Origin of the sequence: Virgibacillus natechei, assembly GCF_026013645.1 — a bacterium.
GTDB classification, from domain to species: Bacteria; Bacillota; Bacilli; order Bacillales; family Amphibacillaceae; genus Virgibacillus_L; species Virgibacillus_L natechei.
The window spans coordinates 2393104-2411414 of sequence record NZ_CP110224.1; the positions used below are offsets into that span (position 1 = coordinate 2393104).

Here is an 18311-nt window from a genome sequence, read left to right on the forward strand (position 1 = left end):
AGCCTTTAATTATTTCCTGGACCGTTTCCTTGGCCTGGATGACCACTACCAAAGCTTGGAGGGCCATTTCCGTTGCCAGGATGATCATCACCAAAAGGAGGACCATTTCCGTTGCCAGGATGACCATCACCAAAGCCTGGAAGGCCATTACCATTACCATTGCCGTTACCGTTATCATCTTCTTCGTTGATCGTTACGGTGCCTTCAGCTTGTTCAGTCGCTTGATTACCATATCCATCAACGACACTGACTTCAATAACCGCATTCTCTGCTTGAACATTACTAGTCGCAGTGTAATAGCCAACATAGTGTCCATCAGACGTTTCCTGCATTGGTAACTCCGTTGCATTCGAAATCTGACCATTTGTTAGCGGCATAAGGATTGAGAATGTTGCATCTAATCCTGGCTCGCTTTCAAATTCGATCGTAACCGTTTCTCCAGCTTGAATATACTGATCTTCGGTTGGATTTACGTTTTCAATCTCTGGTGCAGTATAATTAACATCTATCGTGACGTTCTGCGTTTCCGTATTTCCAGCTAGATCACTGGCAACAACTTCTATTTCATTTTCCCCATTGTCAACCATGATTCGTTCTGAATAGCTTCCATCAGTCACTTCCGCTTCTTGTCCATTAACTTCTACTGTATCAAGATGGTCATCTGAAACCGTTCCTTCTACCGTTACCGTTTCACTATTTGTTCGATCCCCGTCCTGAGGAGTGTCTATCGTCAGTTCCGGCGCTTCGGTATCTAGTGTTGCGATAACTGGTTCAGATTCCCCTACAGAAGTTCCATCAAGAAAGGATACTACTGTAATTTCATTTTCACCTTCTGTTAACGCTGTTGGTATGGCAAATTCACCATCATCTCCAACTTCAGCACTTCCAACCTCTTCTTCATTATTAAATACTTGAGCAGTAGTGGTCGGTGAAGCAGTACCTTCCACTGTATATTCACTTTCGTTTGTTATAAAGTCTTCGGCTGGTGAAGTAATAACAGGTTCTTCAGCCTCATAGCTAACACGAGAACGGATCATGTAATTCCCTTCATCTGCAGGAGATTGTGACCATTCCCCGCCTACATATTGATAGCTACGTTCAGCATTAGGACTAGTTTCATCCGTAGCTAAACCAGGGGCACCTGTATTTGGTTGTGTTTGGATATACACCATATAGAAATCGCCGTCAACTGTGATGCTATGATCGGACAAATCAACAACTGTCCATTCATCAAGATCACGAATTGCTTCTGCTTCTACTGGTCCAGCAATTTTCTCACCTGGAGTTCCATCTGCACCCGTAGCGTCCCATACTTCAACTTCAAAAGCTGTACCACCTGGATCTGGGAATTCTTCATCGTGAAACTGGAAAACCCCATCCGTTACTACTGCTGTATCTTGCCCCTCTGATAATGACATTTTTACAGACCAACCATTACCTGCATCGAAGAAAGCACGAGCATTGTCTGCATTTCCATCATCGTAACCAATTTCACCACCTGGAATGGTGTAGAAAGGTTCAAGCGCAACATCTACTGTAGAGTCCTCATCCAGATTCACTTCCACTTCTTCTGTATGATAACCACTCGCCAACACTCTTAAGGTGTACGTATCTTCATACGCGGTTAGAGAATAGCTACCATCCGCATCTGTCTCTACAGGTGTCACATTAGCATCTTCCATCAGAATAATCGTCGCACCTTCTATCGGTTCATCTGTTGCTTCATCTGTAATGGTACCACTTACTGTATTTTGATCGACTTCTTCTAACGTAAAGTTTGCCTGCGTTGTTTCATCATCTTCAATCGTTACGGTTTGTTCAGCTGAATGGAATCCATAAGCTTCAGCTTGAACCGTAAATTCTCCCGCAGCATGCAGCAAGGAATACGTTCCATCTGCCGGATCTGTATTGGTCGAACGATCCGTTTCAACCACATTAACCTGTGCACCGACAGGTAGTGCTGCTGGATTTATTGCTTGCTCTGCTATAGGCTCTTCTTCCACTGGAAGTATTTTATTTGGATCTACTCGTTCATTTAAGTCGGCTTTTTCCTTATCTTCCACTTCAAGATCATTGTTACGTTCAAGTCCTACTGATGCACCATCACTTTCTGTCGAATCAGACAATGCCACATCATCGATATATAGTCCTTCTTCATTTATCGTGACATCAGATGTTAGGTTAAAACCAATATAAACACGTTGATCACTGTATTCTGATAGATCAACTTCAGCACTTTCCCATCCATCAGACTCGCCAGTCATTTCCATTAGCGGTGTCCAGTCTTCTTGATCTGTCGAAATAAATACATGTCCGTAATCCCAACCAGATTCAATGTCAAACCATTGATCGAATTGAAGATAGGAATCTCCTTCAGGTAGATCAACTGGTGGCATCATAAGTGTTGTATTTGCATCGTTATCATAATTACCATTAAGATTCGTTGCATATACATGCTCTCCAGTTGATGCTTCGCCTGGTCCAGATGTTGGCTCACCCCACTCCCATGAATTCATTTCACCAAACACAGTCCATCCAGTAGGTTCTGTTTCAAAGTCTTCAGAATACCCTACCGTTATGCCTTGTTCTACTGATACAACATATTCATCACTCGTTACTTCGTTATTTCCGAAATCATCAACTACCCAGTAATAGGTTAGAGAATCGCCATCAATATCCTCTCCAGGGATTGTTGCAACATATTCTCCATCTGTATAATTTCCAGAAGTAAGTGACGCCTCAACTGATTGCCACTCTCCATTAGTATCTTGATAGTTCAATTCAACTAAAGTGACACTAATATTATCACTTGCCTGAATAGATAAATCTAAATCCATACCAGCATATGTTTCAGTTGGCGCTTCATGACCAAAAGTAGGTGCTTCTGTATCTTCACCATCTTTCGTAACTTGCCCTTGCAAAGTACCAAGCCCATCTACGATGGATGCTACGGCATCATGTGCATTAGCTAATCCATGACCATATCCATTATTAGGTGCATCTGGATATTCATCATCTGTTAACGTTGTTGCAGTCGATTCTATAATTTCTTCAATTTCATCAACTGTTAAACTTGAATCCACGCCTTTTAATAGAGCAACTACCGCTGAGACGGCAGGTCCTGACATGGATGTTCCATTCCAGCCACCTTCATATCCACCACCTGGTACGGAAGAACGAATATTAACACCAGGAGCAGAAATATCTGGTTTCACTTCATCATATGGTGAAGGTCCACGTAAAGAAAAGTCTGCCAGTTCATCATTACTATCCGTTGCACCAGTAGCGAATGATTCAGGATAGTTTGCTGGAACTGCTACTGATCCAGGTCCACCTGGGTTCGTTAATGTTGTATTGCCAGCTGAGAATTCTGGAAAAATTTCTGCTGCTCTCCAGTTCTGAACAACATCACGATACCATTCATCAAGACCTGGCCCACCGCCCCATGAGTTATTCACGACGTCTGGTGCCATATCAACATTGGTATTTCCATCTGAGTCCGTTGGGGCTAAAATCCACTCTGCCGCTGCTAATAAATCTGCATCGGTTGCATTTCCACCAGAATCAAATGCATTAACGGCAATCCACTCTGCCCCAGGCGCAACTCCGACTTGATTGGATCCATCAGGCTCAGCTCCAACCATTGTTCCTGTGACATGTGTACCATGTCCATTAGGATCATACGGTTCCTCTTCACCTTCTGGTGCATCAAACCAGTTGAATTCATGATCAACCTCACCCGTTGCAGCATCGTAACCACGATAATTTTCTTTTAGAGCCGGATGATCCCACTCAGCACCTGTGTCAATACTTGCGACAACGGTTCCAGAACCATCTGCCCCCATATCCCAAGCTGCTGGTGCACCAATTTGCTCAACATTCCATTCAATATCAGCAACTTCAGATTGTGGAGCTTCCTCCTCTGTTACCGTTGTTTCATGCAATTCACGTATTTCATTAGGTAGTACCTTTTCAACTTCCGCAAATCCTGAAACTTTTTCCGCTACTTCTTTTGTGGCGGTAACAGCCATGCCATTTACAATATGATAGGAATTAATATTGTCGGCATTGCCATTTTCAACTTCTTGTTCAAGATAAGCTTTTACATCCGCCTGAGCAGTCAGTGCCGTTGTCTTTAGTTCAGAAACAACTGCTGATCGCTGGGTGTGTTTTGCTTCTTGTGCTGATAGATTTGCTTGGTCAGCATTAACCCTTGCTTCTTCAGCGATGCTCGCCGTATCCGTTGTTTCGCTAAATTTAATTAAAAAAGTTACTTTTTCGTCCTCATCATCACTAAATGATTCTACTAAACGATCACTCACCTTAGCTTGTTGCCGGGGGTCATTTAAAGACTCGTGTAATTTTTTATTAGATTCTGCATGAGCTAGTCCTGGTGTAATTAAAGAAAAAGTCATTAGAAAAGATGCTGCAATACTAAATGCTCTAAATTGACGCTTTTTCTTATGTCTCAAAATCTATTCCTCCTCTCCATTTTAAAACTCTACACACATTGAAAAGAACACTGCTAAAAATACACGAGCCTCCCTTTTACAAGAATTGTGTCGCTTTTCCAAATGTTGGTGATGATGCCTAGAATCTAAGTTGTTGATGTAAGTATAATAGATTAAAAGTTAGAATGGTGTCGAAAAAAGTCGAAATAAATAGCAGTTGTCAGAATTGATTAATTAGTATCAATATTTCTTATTATATTTCATAGGTTATAGACCCTATTAGGATATATCTATCGTTAAAAATAGATCTAATTGCTGATAACAAAGCATTTCGAGTTAAAATCTAGTTCATAGAATATTTTCTTTTCTTTCAAAAATGATTAAATAGGCCTAATAAGCAAACTATTATTAACAATATATTTTCATAATAGAAGAAATAGTAGTACTTATTATTATTTTCATGCTGTTCATATAGGTGATTTAGTACATGTTTTGTAAATAATTATTATCTAATGAGCCTTTAGACTCATTAAAATCATATCTAATTTTAATTTAGAATTTTTACACAGTAGAACCTCACTGAATAAAGTTTTGATTTTATCTATTTCTTACTATTAGTGGGGATGTGAAAAAGAGGATAAAAAAGCACTAATAGACTAAGGGAGCAACGTCTTGTTACACCCTTAGCCGACATTAGTACTTCTCGTGGCAAATACCTGAATTAGCTACGTGCTAAGCATCCAGCGATCGTCTATCAATAGAACTACCAGCCTTTTATTCCAATGGATTCAAACTCTCTTCTCCTGTTAGTTCTGAAATCATTGTCGCTAACAACTCTATTTCCTCATCAATATCTTTTATGCTTGCAGTTTCTACAGGAGAATGCATATAACGAAGTGGCAAGGAAACCAAGGATACTGGAACTCCACGTCCAGTTAAACGCATCCTATCTGCATCTGTTCCCGTCATACGAGGCGTCAGTTCATATTGTACAGCCATTTTCAATTTTTGCGCCGATTTTTCTAGCAATTTATTTATTTTATAATTAATTGGAGCACCCTTGGCTAAGACGGGGCCTCCTTCAAGACTAACGTCACCATGTTTATTCTTATTAACTCCAGGATAATCTGTCGCAAATGTAACATCAACCGCAATAGCCATATCAGGTTCAATACCAGCAGCGGCAAAATAGGCGCCACCCATGTTTGTTTCTTCATTAACCGTACTTGCGGCATACACGCCAACCTGGCAGCCTTTCTCTGCTAAACGCTTTAAAACTTCTGCTACGATAAATGCTCCTGTTCGGTTATCTAATCCGCGACCTGCTATATATCGATCCCTCAGGATTTCCGGATCTGTCTTATATACTGCCAAATCGCCAATTTGTACATAATCCGCTGCTTCCCCTTTTGTTTTATATCCACAATCGATAAATAAGTCTTCTAGTCCAAAGTCATCTTTCAAACCACCATGGTGTTGTGCATTCACACCGATAACACCAGTAACCGTTTGATTATACCCGAGCACCGTTACTTTCATCCCAACGGCAGCTTTTGGATTAATTCCACCCATCTTTTCAAAATGCAGAAAGCCATTTTCATCAATCCGATTAACTACTAACCCAATTTCATCACTATGCCCAGCTAATAATACTTTAAAAGGAGCCTCCGGATTCAATACACCGATGGCATTTCCTGCGTTATCTGTCCTTATTTCATCAGCAAAACGCGTCACATAATTTATCCACTTCTTTTGAATTGCCATCTCATTACTTGACGGGGATGGCGTATGTAATAACTCTAACAAAAATTCTTGATTTGATTTTTGCATCTTATCCCTCCTTCATACATGGTACAATCATAGCAAAATATGATGCGAAGAGCACATCTATTTACTAAGTATGTGTAAATGGGTAAAATTTAATATATAAATAACAGAGTGGGAGTGAACGATTAATGGAATTAAATCAATGGTTTGAAAAAGCAATGTCCCCTGACACATATATTGAATCAATGGATAAGCATAAGGAGAATCTCTTACATGTTTATGATAACTTCACATTGCCAAGTGATGAGGGATTTTTTAAAGCATTAAAAGAAAAGAACCTTCGCGTTATCGTGTTAACAGAGGATTGGTGCGGAGATGCGATGATGAATATGCCTATTTTACTTCATCTTGCGGATCGGTCATATATGGATGTAAGGGTACTACTACGTGACGACAACTTGGAATTGATGGATCAGTATTTAACAAATGGAAAATCACGTTCCATTCCAATTTTTATATTTATTGATGAAAATGGAAATGAAGTAGCAAAATGGGGCCCCCGTGCTGATACCGTACAACAATTTATTGACGAATCAAAACAAACCTTACCCGCCAATGATGCCGATGATTACAAAGAAAAAATGCAGGAAATACTCGTCTTTACGACAAAATCATTCCGTGACAACACAGATTTCTGGGATGATGTATATACGAGCATGAAACAGACACTTCAAGATAGCTAATATGCTTAACCAAGGCTGACGAAACGCGTCAGCCTTTTTTGTATAGTCCTACAAACCTTTTGTCCATACTATTTAGATATAGAACGCGAAAAAGGTGAAAAGGATGAGTATAAAACGTTTTAAATATGTCTTCTATCGACTTCCTATCATATTGAGGTTATTAATCACTATTTTTATTGTGATGTTTGTTTATGGGTGTGTGATCCACCTTGTGGAGCCGGAGCAGTTCCCATCCATTTTCGAGGGCGTATGGTGGGCTATTGTGACTGCCTCAACGGTTGGTTATGGTGATTACGTCCCTTTAAGTAACTCGGGGAGGATTGTCTCCATTTTATTGATTCTTACTGGTGGCGGGTTAATTGCATTCTATATCACGACATTCGCAGCAACTACCGTTCAACGCGAGCAGGATCTAGAAAGTGGGAGAATTTCGTTTAAAGGAAAGGATCATCTTGTTTTCATTGGCTGGAATGAACGCACAAGACAATTGCTTGATATAACGTTAGATAATAATCCAGATATTCGAATTGTTCTTATTGATCGCACACTCAATCATATCGCTTTTCAACATTATCCTGTTCATTTCATTCACGGGGATGCCACAGAAGATAACACCTTAAAACAAGCGAATATCCCTCAAGCAAAACGTGTTATTATAACAGCTGATATAACGAAAAACGAACGACAATCAGATAATTACACGATTCTAACCACGGTAGCTGTTCGTGGGAATAATAATGACGTCCCCATCATCGCGGAAATTTTATCTGAAATTCAAATTGACAATGCATTACGAGCTGGAGCCTCCACGATTATTAAATCAAATGATTTTATGAGTGCATTGCTTTATCATGAGCTTTCAAGTCATGATAAAGCCAAACCTTTTGATGTTATTTTGCATCTATTAAAAACACAACAATTTAGTCAGCAAGAAATAACAGAGGATTTGGAGGAAAAAACATTTCTGGAAGCATCCAGTTACTATTTAAAAGATAGCGAGGAACAACATATTTTGCTGGGTTTCATACGAGATAATGAGTGGCATGTAAATCCATCCGCAGATTTTATACTAGAAAAAGAAGATATTCTTATAAGTATTTGTAATTGGTAACCGCTGCTGATCAAATTTATTTTTTTGCCTCTTAAGAATATATATGGTAAAATATTATATTGTGTAAAAAGAAATGAATATAGGAGTTGTTCAGCATGACTAACAAATTTGAGGCTGGTCAAATAATAGACGGAAAAGTTACAGGAATCCAACCATATGGAGCATTTGTTGCTTTAGATGAAGAAGTGCAAGGTTTGGTTCACATCTCTGAGGTTACACATGGATATGTTAAAGATGTTAATGAACATTTAGCAATTGGTGATGAAGTAAAAGTTAAGGTTTTAAACGTGGATGCAGCGAAGAACAAAGTTTCCTTATCCATTCGTGCCACACAAGAGGATCCAGAAAAACCTGCGAAAACCCAAAAAACCAATCCTACAAACCAACATGAAAATGATGATTCCGGCTTTAATACGTTAAAAGACAAGCTAGAAGAGTGGATTGAGCAGTCAAAAAAGGCTAAGAAATAAAAAAAGAGGCATTCTCAAATTGATATTGGTAAACCAATACGATTTGAGGGTGCCTCTTTTTTTACCAGAAAACAAATCTAGTAAAAGTTCTTTCTTGAATTATAGACGGCTCTTGGGTAAAGTTAAATGGTATGAATATCAATCAAAGGAGGCAGCAAAAATGACGCACGTAACGTTTAACTATGACAAGGCTCTTACATTCTTTGACCAACAGGAAATGACTAACTTAGATAGCCATGTTCAAGTAGCCCATCAAGCTTTACATAATAAAACAGGTGCTGGAAATGACTATTTAGGATGGATCGATTTACCAAATAACTATGATAAAGAGGAATTTGCTCGTATAAAATCAAGTGCTGAAAAGATTAGAGAGGATTCCGATGTCTTACTCGTAATAGGTATAGGTGGCTCGTATTTAGGTGCTCGCGCAGCCCTTGATATGCTGAACCATTCGTTTCAAAACCTTCTTCCGAAAACGGAAAGAAAGGCACCCCAAATAATTTTTGTTGGACATCACATGAGTTCTACTTATTTGAGTGAATTATTTGATATATTACAAGATAAAGACGTATCGATTAATGTTATTTCAAAAAGTGGGACAACCACCGAACCAGCCATCGCCTTTCGTATTTTCAAAAAGTTCTTAGAGGAGAAATACGGACAAGAAGAAGCAAAACATCGTATATACGCCACGACGGATAAAGAAAAAGGTGCATTGAAAACGAGTGCTGATAAAGCAGGCTATGAAACGTTTGTAATCCCCGATGATGTTGGTGGACGCTATTCTGTTTTAACAGCTGTCGGCTTATTACCAATCGCTGTCAGTGGCATCTCGATAGATGATATGATGCAGGGTGCACAAGCTGCCAAAAGCGATTTTGCTGAACCGACACTCGCTAAAAATCCGGCATACCAATATGCTGCAGTAAGAAACATCTTATACAACAAAGGCAAAACAATTGAAATGCTGATCAATTATGAACCGCAATTACAATATTTTGCGGAGTGGTGGAAACAGTTATTCGGGGAAAGTGAAGGGAAAGATCAAAAAGGGATCTACCCATCTTCTGCTAATTTTTCAACTGATTTACATTCATTAGGACAATACGTGCAAGATGGTAGGCGTGACCTTTTTGAAACGGTTCTCCATGTTAACAAGTCAGCTAAAGAAATGACCGTCGAAGAAGAAAAAGACGATTCAGATGGCCTAAACTATTTAGCAGGAAAAACAATACATGAAATTAATGACAAAGCATTCCAAGGTACATTATTAGCACACACAGATGGTGGTGTGCCTAACTTAATTATTGAGGTTCCTGAACTCAATGCTTATACATTTGGTTATCTCGTGTACTTCTTTGAAAAAGCTTGTGCGATTAGCGGATACTTACTAGGCGTAAATCCATTTGATCAACCAGGTGTAGAAGCATATAAGGAGAATATGTTTGCGTTATTAGGCAAATCTGGATTTGAGAAGCAAAAAGATGAATTAGAAAAAAGACTATAATAATAGCAAGAAGCCAACGAAATGATCATGTTGTATCATTTCTAATGTTTTTTGTAAATATGGTTTATAAAAATTTTCATGGGGTATACTATTGATGTAAGACTTTCTCGTATTCCCCCTGTAAGCAAAGCGTTTTTAACGCTTTGCTTTTTTTTTAGGTAATTTTAATTTGTTTTCTAAGAACCTTCCTCAAATGTTTGTTATAATAGTACTAGCGTCAGGAGGGGTAAATAATGAGTATATTTAAAGAAATACATGATCGAAAAAATACTCGGTCGGTAAAATGGGACATGCTAAAGCCAGTTTTCCAAACGGATGATGTTTTGCCAATGTGGGTTGCCGATATGGATTTCAAAGCGCCCGAAGCTGTGAATGAAGCATTAGTTAATCGTGCAAAACACGGTATTTATGGTTATACAATCATTGATGATGATGTAACCAACTCTATTATAAATTGGATCCGTAAACGTCATAACTGGGATATTAATAAAAACTGGCTATCCTTTAGCCCAGGTGTCGTTACAAGCTTGCATATCGCCATTCAAGCTTTTACCGAACCAAGTGATAAAATATTAATCCAAACACCTGTCTACACACCCTTTTACAAGATGATTGAGCAACATGATAGAGAACTTGTTAAAAATACACTCGTTCTAGAAGACAATTATTATACGATTGATTTTACAGATTTCGAAGAGAAGCTGAAACAAGGGGTAAAAGCCTTTATTTTATGTTCCCCACACAATCCTGTTGGACGTGTTTGGAAGGAAGACGAATTACAAGAAATGGCCAGATTATGCTTAAAATATGATGTACTTATCTTAACAGATGAAATCCATGCAGATCTCATTTATCCTGGTGAGCAACATATTCCAATAGCATCTCTTTCCGAAGAAATTGCTGAACAAACCATAACATGCATGTCACCATCCAAAACATTTAATTTAGCTGGATTACAAGCTTCCTACATCATTACGTCAAATAAAGAGAAAAGAGACTTACTTAATGATCATCTAAGCAAACAAGGACATAATATGCTAAATACGATGGGGAACACAGCTATGGAAGCAGCCTATTTACACGGAGAGGCGTGGCTTGATGAACTACGAACTGTTCTAAAAGAAAACCAAGCGTATGTTTCGGAAATGCTGGAAAATCATACGAATGAACTTAAAGTTACGCAAACTGAGGGAACTTATTTATTATGGATTGATTGCAGTGGACTCGATATGGACAATAAGACGTTAAATAAATTTATGATCGAAAAAGCTAAAGTTGGTCTTAATACTGGAGCTGAATATGGGAAAGAAGGAGATTCCTTTATGCGAATGAATATTGCTTGTCCAAAAGCCACCGTAGTAGAAGGTGTTAAACGCATCATAGACGCGGTGAACAACAGGTGATATTCCCAATCACGTTATCTGGTAAGATAATGAAAGCCATGTCTTATAAGGGCATGGCTTTCATTCATACAACATTCTACTCATCTTGTTCTTCATTAAATTGGGTAGGATCTGTCGGTGAATCGTCTACATCCACTTCATCATCTTTCTTTATCTCACCACATATAATGCGGGCTCCAGAATCACCACCTGGTTGACTAACTCCATCGTCTTGCTCTTCTTTGATAACTAAAGATGTACCTCCTTCTAATATAGACATCCGTCCATCTAAAAGTGTTGCCTCTTCTATAATCAATTCTGCTTCCACCTGTCCGTCATCATCCGCTTCTATATTCGGTAAATCACCCAAATGAGATCCCTCTGGATGCATTAAACCATGATCGTCCCCTTCTGGATTAAGATGATTTCCTGCGCTCGTAAAATCCGGCCCTTCGCAATTTGGGTTTTCATGAACATGAATCCCGTGAAACCCAGGATCTAAACCTTCTAGTGTTAACTCTATCTCAACACCATCCGATTGTTCAGATAAATTAGCCGTTCCAACCATATCACCTGAGGCATTATACATTTCCACTGTTTTTGCAGACTGATCATCACTTTGACATGAGACCATGAAGAGAATCATTAGTAAAAAGATTAACCGCATGCTATTCTCCTCTCCTTTTAAATACTTTTCTATTTAGTATCTACAATTAGGCTCTAATATAAACATAAAAAAGACCCCCATCAATGAATTGACAGGGACCCCTTCTTAATGATTTTCGTTAGAACTATTTTCATCATCTTCTTCTATGTTATGTTGACTATATTTTTCGTTAAATAATTCTTCTTCTTTTTTTGATTTTTTATAAATGAGATACATTGCTCCAACAGCTAGCAGCATAAATATGACGAGCACGATAAACGCTGGGAGGTATTCTGATTTATCTTCAGGAAAATACAAGAATTCCATCATAATTATCACTTCCTTCTTAAAGTGCGTGTTCAAAAGTTGCCGAATTAGAAGCAAGGAGGTCGAGGAGGCGTAGTTTTGAGCAACGGAACGTATGCTTTTAATACGTGAGTAGCGGAAAAACAAGCCAACGAAGAGATTCGCCGCTTATCATTTGGTAACTTTTTGAACATCCCCTTAAAGTATTATATCAAAGTTTTTGTTTTCACCAAACCACTATAGTAAATGTTCGCTAATTTGTTATATTTTTGGCACAATGAAGGGAAGGGAGGTTGAGAAATTTGGCAGATATTACTATTGGTACAATTGTACGTGCTCATTATAATTCCGGAACTTACATAGGAGAAGTGAAAGAAGATCGTGGAGAACATTATTTAATCGAAGTCTTGGCTGTTAAGAAACATCCCATGCAGGGTGACCTTCATAATCCCGGTGAAGTGGAGGACGTATTCTTCCACGAACGTAAAGCGTTAGCCCCACATGAAAAAATGAATGTAAAAAAACCTGCAGCAAAGCCTTTTGATGAAGGGGTTCCTACTTACGGAAAATCATTAAAGCAAGCCGTAGAATCCTATAAAGAAAAACTTACAACCGAAGAGACAGCATTTAATAAGAAAGCATTGCAAACATTAATAGAACTAGAAGAGAAACATTACGAAAAAAATTACTATTAAATAAATTAACACGGATAGCCTAAGTCAATACTTACAGACACAGGTGTGTAGTGCAGAAAAAAAGCTAGAGGATATCCTCTAGCTTTTCTTCTTATTCACCTAAATGTTCTGTAACTACTTCTTTAACGCCTTGGATCGCTTCTTCTTCATCAGATCCAGTTGCCGTAATTTTAATTTCTGCCCCTTTGGGAATTCCTAGTGACATGACACCCATGATGGATTTCAAATTAACCTTTTTATCGTTATAGGAAACCTCAACTTCTGATTCAAATTGACCTGCTTTGTTAACTAACAACGTAGCTGGACGTGCATGTACGCCTGTTTCTGCTGTTATTGTAAATGTTTGTTCCTTCATATATAACATCCTTTCAAATCTATTTTCTATTTATGTACTATTTTTAGTACATTATCCACTTTACTAGTGAAAAGTTAACCATCTATATTATATACAATAATACGCATTTTTGAAACAAAAAACTACTAAATTCTCCTATATCCCATTATATATTTGTTTTTAATAAATCGTTATGATAACGTTATTTTTGAATGAGTAGCATTAGGAGGAATTAGAATGAGTGTTCATATTGGTGCAAAACAAGGTGAAATTGCTGATAAAATTCTATTACCAGGAGACCCTTTGCGAGCAACCTATATTGCAGAGACTTTCTTGGAAGATGTAACGCAGTATAATCAAGTCCGTGGCATGTATGGCTATACTGGCACATATAAAGGAGAACGAATTTCCGTACAAGGAACAGGAATGGGCGTTCCATCCATTGCCATTTACGTAAATGAGTTAATTCAAAGCTATGATGTCCAAAAATTAATTCGTGTCGGAACATGTGGAGCTATTCAGAAAGACGTTAACGTTCGTGATGTTATTCTCGCACAAGGATCTACTACGGATTCACAGCTTAACCGCATGGTATTTGGGGGTATTGACTATGCCCCAATCGCTGACTTTGATCTACTAAAAAACGCATATGATGTCGGTGTCGACAAAGGAATGAACCTACGTGTAGGTAATGTATTTACAAGTGATACATTCTATCGCGACAATGCACAAGAAATTAATGAATTGTTGGCGAAGTATAAAGTCCTTGCCATTGAAATGGAAACCTCAGCACTTTACACGTTAGCTGCAAAATTCGACCGTCAAGCATTATCCGTATTAACTGTTTCTGACCACATTTTAACTGGCGAAGAAACGTCATCTGAGGAGCGCCAAACAACATTTAATGAAATGATGGAAGTTGCATTGGACGCAGCATTGAAATAAATGAAGCAACCATTATTGTCACCCTTCTAAAATTCAAGTTGACAATAGTCCCCCCTCTGACTTACGATCAACATAAAGGGGGATATTTTTATGATAAATTTACGTCCAATTGATTTAACATTTGGTGCCGTATTTGTCTGTCTAATGGCAATTGGCGCTAATATTTCGATTTGGTTTCCATTCCTGACTATCCCAATAGGTGGAGCTTCTGTACCTTTATCCTTGCAGACATTCTTTGCTCTTTTGGCAGGACTAATTCTTGGAAAAAAGCTTGGAGCCATAACAATGATTACCTATATGCTTATCGGTATAGCTGGACTTCCTGTCTTTGCAGGCCTTAAAGCGGGGCCTATGGTATTAATCAGCCCCACAGGCGGGTTTATTATTTCATATATTTTTGTTACATTCTTTGTCGGTTTGATCGCAGAACGAAGTAAAAATAATTCTATATATGTTTACGTTACCGCCTGTATAATTGGTTTAGTTTTTAACTATGGAATTGGGATATCTTATATGTGGCTGGCCATGAATACATGGTTGGAACTCAATATCTCCTACGCATTTGCTTGGGTCGGAATGTTTCCTTTTCTGATAAAAGACACAGCACTAGCCTGTTTATCCGCTTCATTCATGGTCAATATAGCCAAGCGTATTCCAGCACGTTGGTTGGAAGCAGGAATATAGACCTTCATTTGTTTTACATGTGCTTATCTGATCAATGTGATAAAATAATAGCAATTAAAAAGAAATGTAGCCCTATTACAAGGAATGCATAGCAGGAAGGATGTTTTTACGCTATATGGATCTGTTTTTAAACTTTCCGTTAACGGCTGCGATAACAGCAATTATTTTTGCACAAGTTATTAAAGTTCCTATTGGATTAATCTTAACAAAAGAGTTTAAACCAAGCCTAGCATTCAGCAGTGGGGGTATGCCAAGCAGTCATTCCGCAGCAGTTACAGCATTAACTACTGGTGTGGGGATCCTCGAAGGTGTAACTTCAATCATGTTCGCTATCTCCTTCGTTTTCAGTATCATTACCATGTACGATGCAACAGGAGTACGTAGACATGCAGGTGAACAGGCTGTTGCTCTAAACAAATTAATAAAAGACTTCCAATACTTTATCGATGGTGCCAAAGATTGGAACAAAAAAGAGGAATATGAAAAACGACAGGAGCTAAAAGAAATACTGGGACATCAACCAATTGAAGTGTTTTTCGGTGGATTGTCCGGTGTTGGCATTGCTTTGCTTCTCTTTCAAATGTATTAAAAAAGTAACAGACTCCCTATAATTGGAAGTCTGTTACTCTTTTAGTTTTCTGCCATTTCTTGTCTAAATACTTGTAGTGCTTCATCTTCATTCAATTCGACAAGTGCTTCTTCCGTTAATGTTCCCTCACCCATCTCTACAACGTAAACCTCAACTTCTTTTTTACCCCACTCAGAATAAACTTCTTCGACTGTGTCGTAGTATAAATCAATTTTATTTCCAGTAATTGCACTACCTTTATCAGCAACCACACCATAACCATAATCTGGAATGTACATTATCGTTCCAATTGGATAAACGCTCAAATCGGCAGCTATAGTAGAATACAAGTCTCGTTTCACTTGTACACCAGAAAAAGTGACGCCATATTGTGGGTGGTCAGGTGTTTTCCCAGTAGATTCTACACCAGCAGTATAGCCAGTTGCCTCCACGGTAGCAGTAGGGTATTGTTCAAAATCCACTGCTTCTTCCAATGTTTCTGGCCCTTCAATTTCATCACTGGAAATGTACGTCTGTCTCTTCTCGATTGTGTTTAACCCTTTTTCTTTTAATGCCGTTTGTCTATATTTAGCTGGTTGATTAGCCTCAGATGTGTAAGTAGGATTGTGAGATACATGCATTGTTGTCGCTCCAGATACATGTAAATCTGTTAACGTTACATTTGAAATGGAACTTACCGTCATATAAAATGCGCCTAAAAACAGTAAAGACATTCCAGTTCTTCGAATAAAACTTTTGATTTTCATTTTAACACCTCTCTGGATGTCATCATTTCCAATCATTCATCGTTTTATTCATATAACATTTAAAACATTTGGTAGCCGCTCTTACGTAGAATTCTAATTACGATCCCGGAAACAATTGTACCTGCGAATCCAGACAACAATATCGTTACATCAACTGCGGTGATTTCCGTGAATCTGGTAATGGCTGTTGAAAAAGCTTCTCCAGGATTAGTGAAATACTCCCATGTTGATAAATTGTCCACAATCATTATTACGATAATTGGGTATAAACAAGCCATCAGCCATGTTCTTCTTAAAAGCATATTTAGTATAAAAGCTATACCAAAAAATATAACAAAGTACAATAATACAGAAACAATTAGTTGGATCAATGTTGCAACTCCTTTACTCTCTAATATATACAACATTCATTTTATAATAAAATAAAGAAAAAGCAAAGACAGCTGTCTGCCTTTGCTTTTTCAATCATCTAATAGAAAGGATTAAATTTACCTTTTCTCATTAATAAGCTAATCCCACCTAATTTAAACAGGTAACGATTATCAATCACTTTTTTCATGACAGTAGCTTTCCAGCCAAATAGTTTCCGGTTATTCATAACCATACCGATTGCATCATTGTTCCCCAAAGATGCAACGGTTCCAAGGAGATTTGGTTCAAATTCTTCCATCTCTCCCCCATTAATAAGAGATTTTACGTTATGTGCAACTACATTAGACTGTTGGATAGCAATTTGTGCAGTAGGTGGGTATGGATTTCCACTTTCCTGATCCATAATAACGGCGCAATCACCGATAACAAATATGTCATCGTAATCAGGGGCTCGCATATCTTTACGGACTTCTACTTTTCCGCGGTTTGTTTCCATGCCAGATTTTTCAACGATCGAGTTCGCTTTAACGCCTGCCGTCCAGACTGTGGTCATTGTTGGAATTTCTACTTGTTTTTCATCCTTCTCATAGACAATACTAGCAGCTTTACACTCTTTCAGCATTGCACCAGTTATAAATTCAACTCCTCTGGCCTCCAGTGAATTCATTGCGTAATTCACAAGCTGAGGGTCAAATCCTGGTAATACCGTGTCAGCACCTTCTACATTGATGATACGGACTTGCGCTTTCTCAATGTCATACTCTTCACATAGTTCGGGAATACGGTTCGCCAATTCACCTGCAAATTCAATACCAGTGAATCCTCCACCACCAATTACGATGTTCAAGCGAGCCTCCCTTTTCTTTTGTTCATCATGATATTTAGCAAAATTGTAATCCAAATGCTCACGAAGCAAGCGAGCACTGTTAATATTTTCGATTTTAAATGCATGTTCTTCTATACCAGGAATACCAAAGGTGGCTAGTTCAAATCCCAACCCGATTACTAAATAATCGTAGAATATTTCGCTGTTTTCTAGTTTAACTTTCTTTTCTGCAGGCTTAATAGAGATTACTTTATCCTTAATAAAATTAATTTTATTCGTTGTGTTAACTATTTCTTTAATAGGAATTCGTGTGCGATCATGATGTAATGTACCTGCTGCATTCTCATGCAGCCAAGTTGCTTGGTAGTGGTAATCATTTATATTAACGAGTGTGAGATTCGCCTCGTTCGCACCTAGTGACTTCTGTAATTTAGTAGTAGTCATCATGCCACCATAACCTGCACCCAAAATCACTATATTTGGATTATTCATTTCTTATCACTTCCATTTATAATTTTTTCCAGGTAAATAATTCATATGTGACATTTTTTACTTATATGAAATTAAAACGTTTGTCCACAAACAGATTAAAAATAGAAAAAGTCATCTTTTAATTTTCTTGTTACACAATTGTAATATATCCATTGACCATACTAGCTTCTTTCTCCCTATTTTTCAACCCTATTTTTAAAAATTAATAATTAGCAATAGTAATCTTTTCCCCTGATTCAAACGGA

17 protein-coding genes are annotated in these 18311 nt (G+C 38.1%); 9 read left to right on the forward strand and 8 right to left on the reverse strand.

Going from position 1 to position 18311, the window contains the following annotated elements; translation table 11 throughout:
• Window positions 1–5: 5 nt before the first annotated feature.
• Window positions 6–4415 carry a S8 family serine peptidase gene (locus OLD84_RS12435; protein ID WP_209462759.1) on the reverse strand — a complete coding sequence of 1470 codons (4410 nt, stop codon included), beginning with the start codon at window positions 4413–4415 and terminating at the stop codon, window positions 6–8.
• Window positions 4416–5225: 810 nt separating this feature from the next.
• A complete protein-coding gene (locus OLD84_RS12440) occupies window positions 5226–6281 on the reverse strand; it encodes a M20/M25/M40 family metallo-hydrolase (protein ID WP_209462727.1) in 1056 nt (351 codons plus the stop codon).
• Window positions 6282–6406: 125 nt separating this feature from the next.
• On the opposite strand from OLD84_RS12440, the gene OLD84_RS12445 reads away from it, so the two are divergent.
• From OLD84_RS12445 to OLD84_RS12465, 5 genes are all read left to right on the forward strand, one after another.
• Window positions 6407–6961, forward strand: coding sequence for a thioredoxin family protein (locus tag OLD84_RS12445; RefSeq protein WP_209462726.1), 555 nt, complete (start codon window positions 6407–6409; stop codon window positions 6959–6961).
• 103 nt (window positions 6962–7064) lie between these two features.
• The gene (locus OLD84_RS12450) at window positions 7065–8072 is read left to right on the forward strand and encodes a potassium channel family protein (protein ID WP_209462725.1); all 1008 of its coding nucleotides are present in this window, start codon (window positions 7065–7067) and stop codon (window positions 8070–8072) included.
• A 95-nt stretch (window positions 8073–8167) separates the two neighbouring features.
• Entirely contained in the window at window positions 8168–8542 is a 375-nt protein-coding gene (gene yugI, locus OLD84_RS12455; protein WP_209462724.1) for a S1 domain-containing post-transcriptional regulator GSP13, read from the forward strand.
• A 160-nt stretch (window positions 8543–8702) separates the two neighbouring features.
• Complete coding sequence (locus OLD84_RS12460) at window positions 8703–10049, forward strand: glucose-6-phosphate isomerase (RefSeq protein ID WP_209462723.1); 1347 nt, start codon at window positions 8703–8705, stop codon at window positions 10047–10049.
• Between the two features lie 233 nt (window positions 10050–10282).
• Window positions 10283–11452, forward strand: coding sequence for a MalY/PatB family protein (locus tag OLD84_RS12465; RefSeq protein WP_209462722.1), 1170 nt, complete (start codon window positions 10283–10285; stop codon window positions 11450–11452).
• A 76-nt stretch (window positions 11453–11528) separates the two neighbouring features.
• Here the strand turns inward: OLD84_RS12465 and OLD84_RS12470 are convergent, their stop codons facing one another.
• Together OLD84_RS12470 and OLD84_RS12475 are read right to left on the reverse strand one after the other, a co-directional pair.
• Window positions 11529–12098: a superoxide dismutase family protein gene (locus OLD84_RS12470; protein WP_209462721.1), complete on the reverse strand. Its 570-nt coding sequence runs from the start codon at window positions 12096–12098 to the stop codon at window positions 11529–11531.
• 105 nt (window positions 12099–12203) lie between these two features.
• Complete coding sequence (locus tag OLD84_RS12475) at window positions 12204–12407, reverse strand: hypothetical protein (RefSeq protein WP_209462720.1); 204 nt, start codon at window positions 12405–12407, stop codon at window positions 12204–12206.
• A gap of 278 nt (window positions 12408–12685) precedes the next feature.
• Between OLD84_RS12475 and kapB the strand changes: the two genes are divergently transcribed.
• Entirely contained in the window at window positions 12686–13078 is a 393-nt protein-coding gene (gene kapB / locus OLD84_RS12480) for a kinase-associated lipoprotein KapB (RefSeq protein ID WP_209462719.1), read from the forward strand.
• Between the two features lie 91 nt (window positions 13079–13169).
• Here kapB and OLD84_RS12485 read toward each other — a convergent pair whose 3' ends face one another.
• Window positions 13170–13433 carry a phosphocarrier protein HPr gene (locus OLD84_RS12485; RefSeq protein ID WP_209462718.1) on the reverse strand — a complete coding sequence of 88 codons (264 nt, stop codon included), beginning with the start codon at window positions 13431–13433 and terminating at the stop codon, window positions 13170–13172.
• A gap of 216 nt (window positions 13434–13649) precedes the next feature.
• On the opposite strand from OLD84_RS12485, the gene deoD reads away from it, so the two are divergent.
• From deoD to OLD84_RS12500, 3 genes are all read left to right on the forward strand, one after another.
• A complete protein-coding gene (gene deoD, locus OLD84_RS12490) occupies window positions 13650–14357 on the forward strand; it encodes a purine-nucleoside phosphorylase (protein WP_209462717.1) in 708 nt (235 codons plus the stop codon).
• A 90-nt stretch (window positions 14358–14447) separates the two neighbouring features.
• The gene (locus OLD84_RS12495) at window positions 14448–15041 is read left to right on the forward strand and encodes a biotin transporter BioY (protein ID WP_209462716.1); all 594 of its coding nucleotides are present in this window, start codon (window positions 14448–14450) and stop codon (window positions 15039–15041) included.
• 115 nt (window positions 15042–15156) lie between these two features.
• Entirely contained in the window at window positions 15157–15630 is a 474-nt protein-coding gene (locus OLD84_RS12500) for a divergent PAP2 family protein (RefSeq protein ID WP_209462715.1), read from the forward strand.
• Between the two features lie 41 nt (window positions 15631–15671).
• Here the strand turns inward: OLD84_RS12500 and OLD84_RS12505 are convergent, their stop codons facing one another.
• The 3 genes from OLD84_RS12505 to OLD84_RS12515 form a co-directional block, all read right to left on the reverse strand.
• Window positions 15672–16376 (reverse strand): 3D domain-containing protein, encoded by a 705-nt coding sequence (locus OLD84_RS12505; RefSeq protein WP_209462714.1) that lies wholly within the window; start codon window positions 16374–16376, stop codon window positions 15672–15674.
• A gap of 59 nt (window positions 16377–16435) precedes the next feature.
• Window positions 16436–16747 (reverse strand): YuiB family protein, encoded by a 312-nt coding sequence (locus OLD84_RS12510; protein ID WP_209462713.1) that lies wholly within the window; start codon window positions 16745–16747, stop codon window positions 16436–16438.
• Between the two features lie 98 nt (window positions 16748–16845).
• Window positions 16846–18066 (reverse strand): NAD(P)/FAD-dependent oxidoreductase, encoded by a 1221-nt coding sequence (locus OLD84_RS12515; protein ID WP_209462712.1) that lies wholly within the window; start codon window positions 18064–18066, stop codon window positions 16846–16848.
• Between the last annotated feature and the right edge of the window lie 245 nt (window positions 18067–18311).

Excerpts from the sequence above, each read along its gene's own strand:
- OLD84_RS12435 (WP_209462759.1), bottom strand. The coding sequence starts at position 4,415 with ATGACTTTTTCTTTAATTACACCAGGACTAGCTCATGCAGAATCTAAT.
- OLD84_RS12440 (WP_209462727.1), bottom strand. The coding sequence starts at position 6,281 with ATGCAAAAATCAAATCAAGAATTTTTGTTAGAGTTATTACATACGCCA.
- OLD84_RS12445 (WP_209462726.1), top strand. The coding sequence starts at position 6,407 with ATGGAATTAAATCAATGGTTTGAAAAAGCAATGTCCCCTGACACATAT.
- OLD84_RS12450 (WP_209462725.1), top strand. The coding sequence starts at position 7,065 with ATGAGTATAAAACGTTTTAAATATGTCTTCTATCGACTTCCTATCATA.
- yugI (WP_209462724.1), top strand. The coding sequence starts at position 8,168 with ATGACTAACAAATTTGAGGCTGGTCAAATAATAGACGGAAAAGTTACA.
- OLD84_RS12460 (WP_209462723.1), top strand. The coding sequence starts at position 8,703 with ATGACGCACGTAACGTTTAACTATGACAAGGCTCTTACATTCTTTGAC.
- OLD84_RS12465 (WP_209462722.1), top strand. The coding sequence starts at position 10,283 with ATGAGTATATTTAAAGAAATACATGATCGAAAAAATACTCGGTCGGTA.
- OLD84_RS12470 (WP_209462721.1), bottom strand. The coding sequence starts at position 12,098 with ATGCGGTTAATCTTTTTACTAATGATTCTCTTCATGGTCTCATGTCAA.
- OLD84_RS12475 (WP_209462720.1), bottom strand. The coding sequence starts at position 12,407 with ATGATGGAATTCTTGTATTTTCCTGAAGATAAATCAGAATACCTCCCA.
- OLD84_RS12485 (WP_209462718.1), bottom strand. The coding sequence starts at position 13,433 with ATGAAGGAACAAACATTTACAATAACAGCAGAAACAGGCGTACATGCA.
- deoD (WP_209462717.1), top strand. The coding sequence starts at position 13,650 with ATGAGTGTTCATATTGGTGCAAAACAAGGTGAAATTGCTGATAAAATT.
- OLD84_RS12495 (WP_209462716.1), top strand. The coding sequence starts at position 14,448 with ATGATAAATTTACGTCCAATTGATTTAACATTTGGTGCCGTATTTGTC.
- OLD84_RS12500 (WP_209462715.1), top strand. The coding sequence starts at position 15,157 with ATGGATCTGTTTTTAAACTTTCCGTTAACGGCTGCGATAACAGCAATT.
- OLD84_RS12505 (WP_209462714.1), bottom strand. The coding sequence starts at position 16,376 with ATGAAAATCAAAAGTTTTATTCGAAGAACTGGAATGTCTTTACTGTTT.
- OLD84_RS12515 (WP_209462712.1), bottom strand. The coding sequence starts at position 18,066 with ATGAATAATCCAAATATAGTGATTTTGGGTGCAGGTTATGGTGGCATG.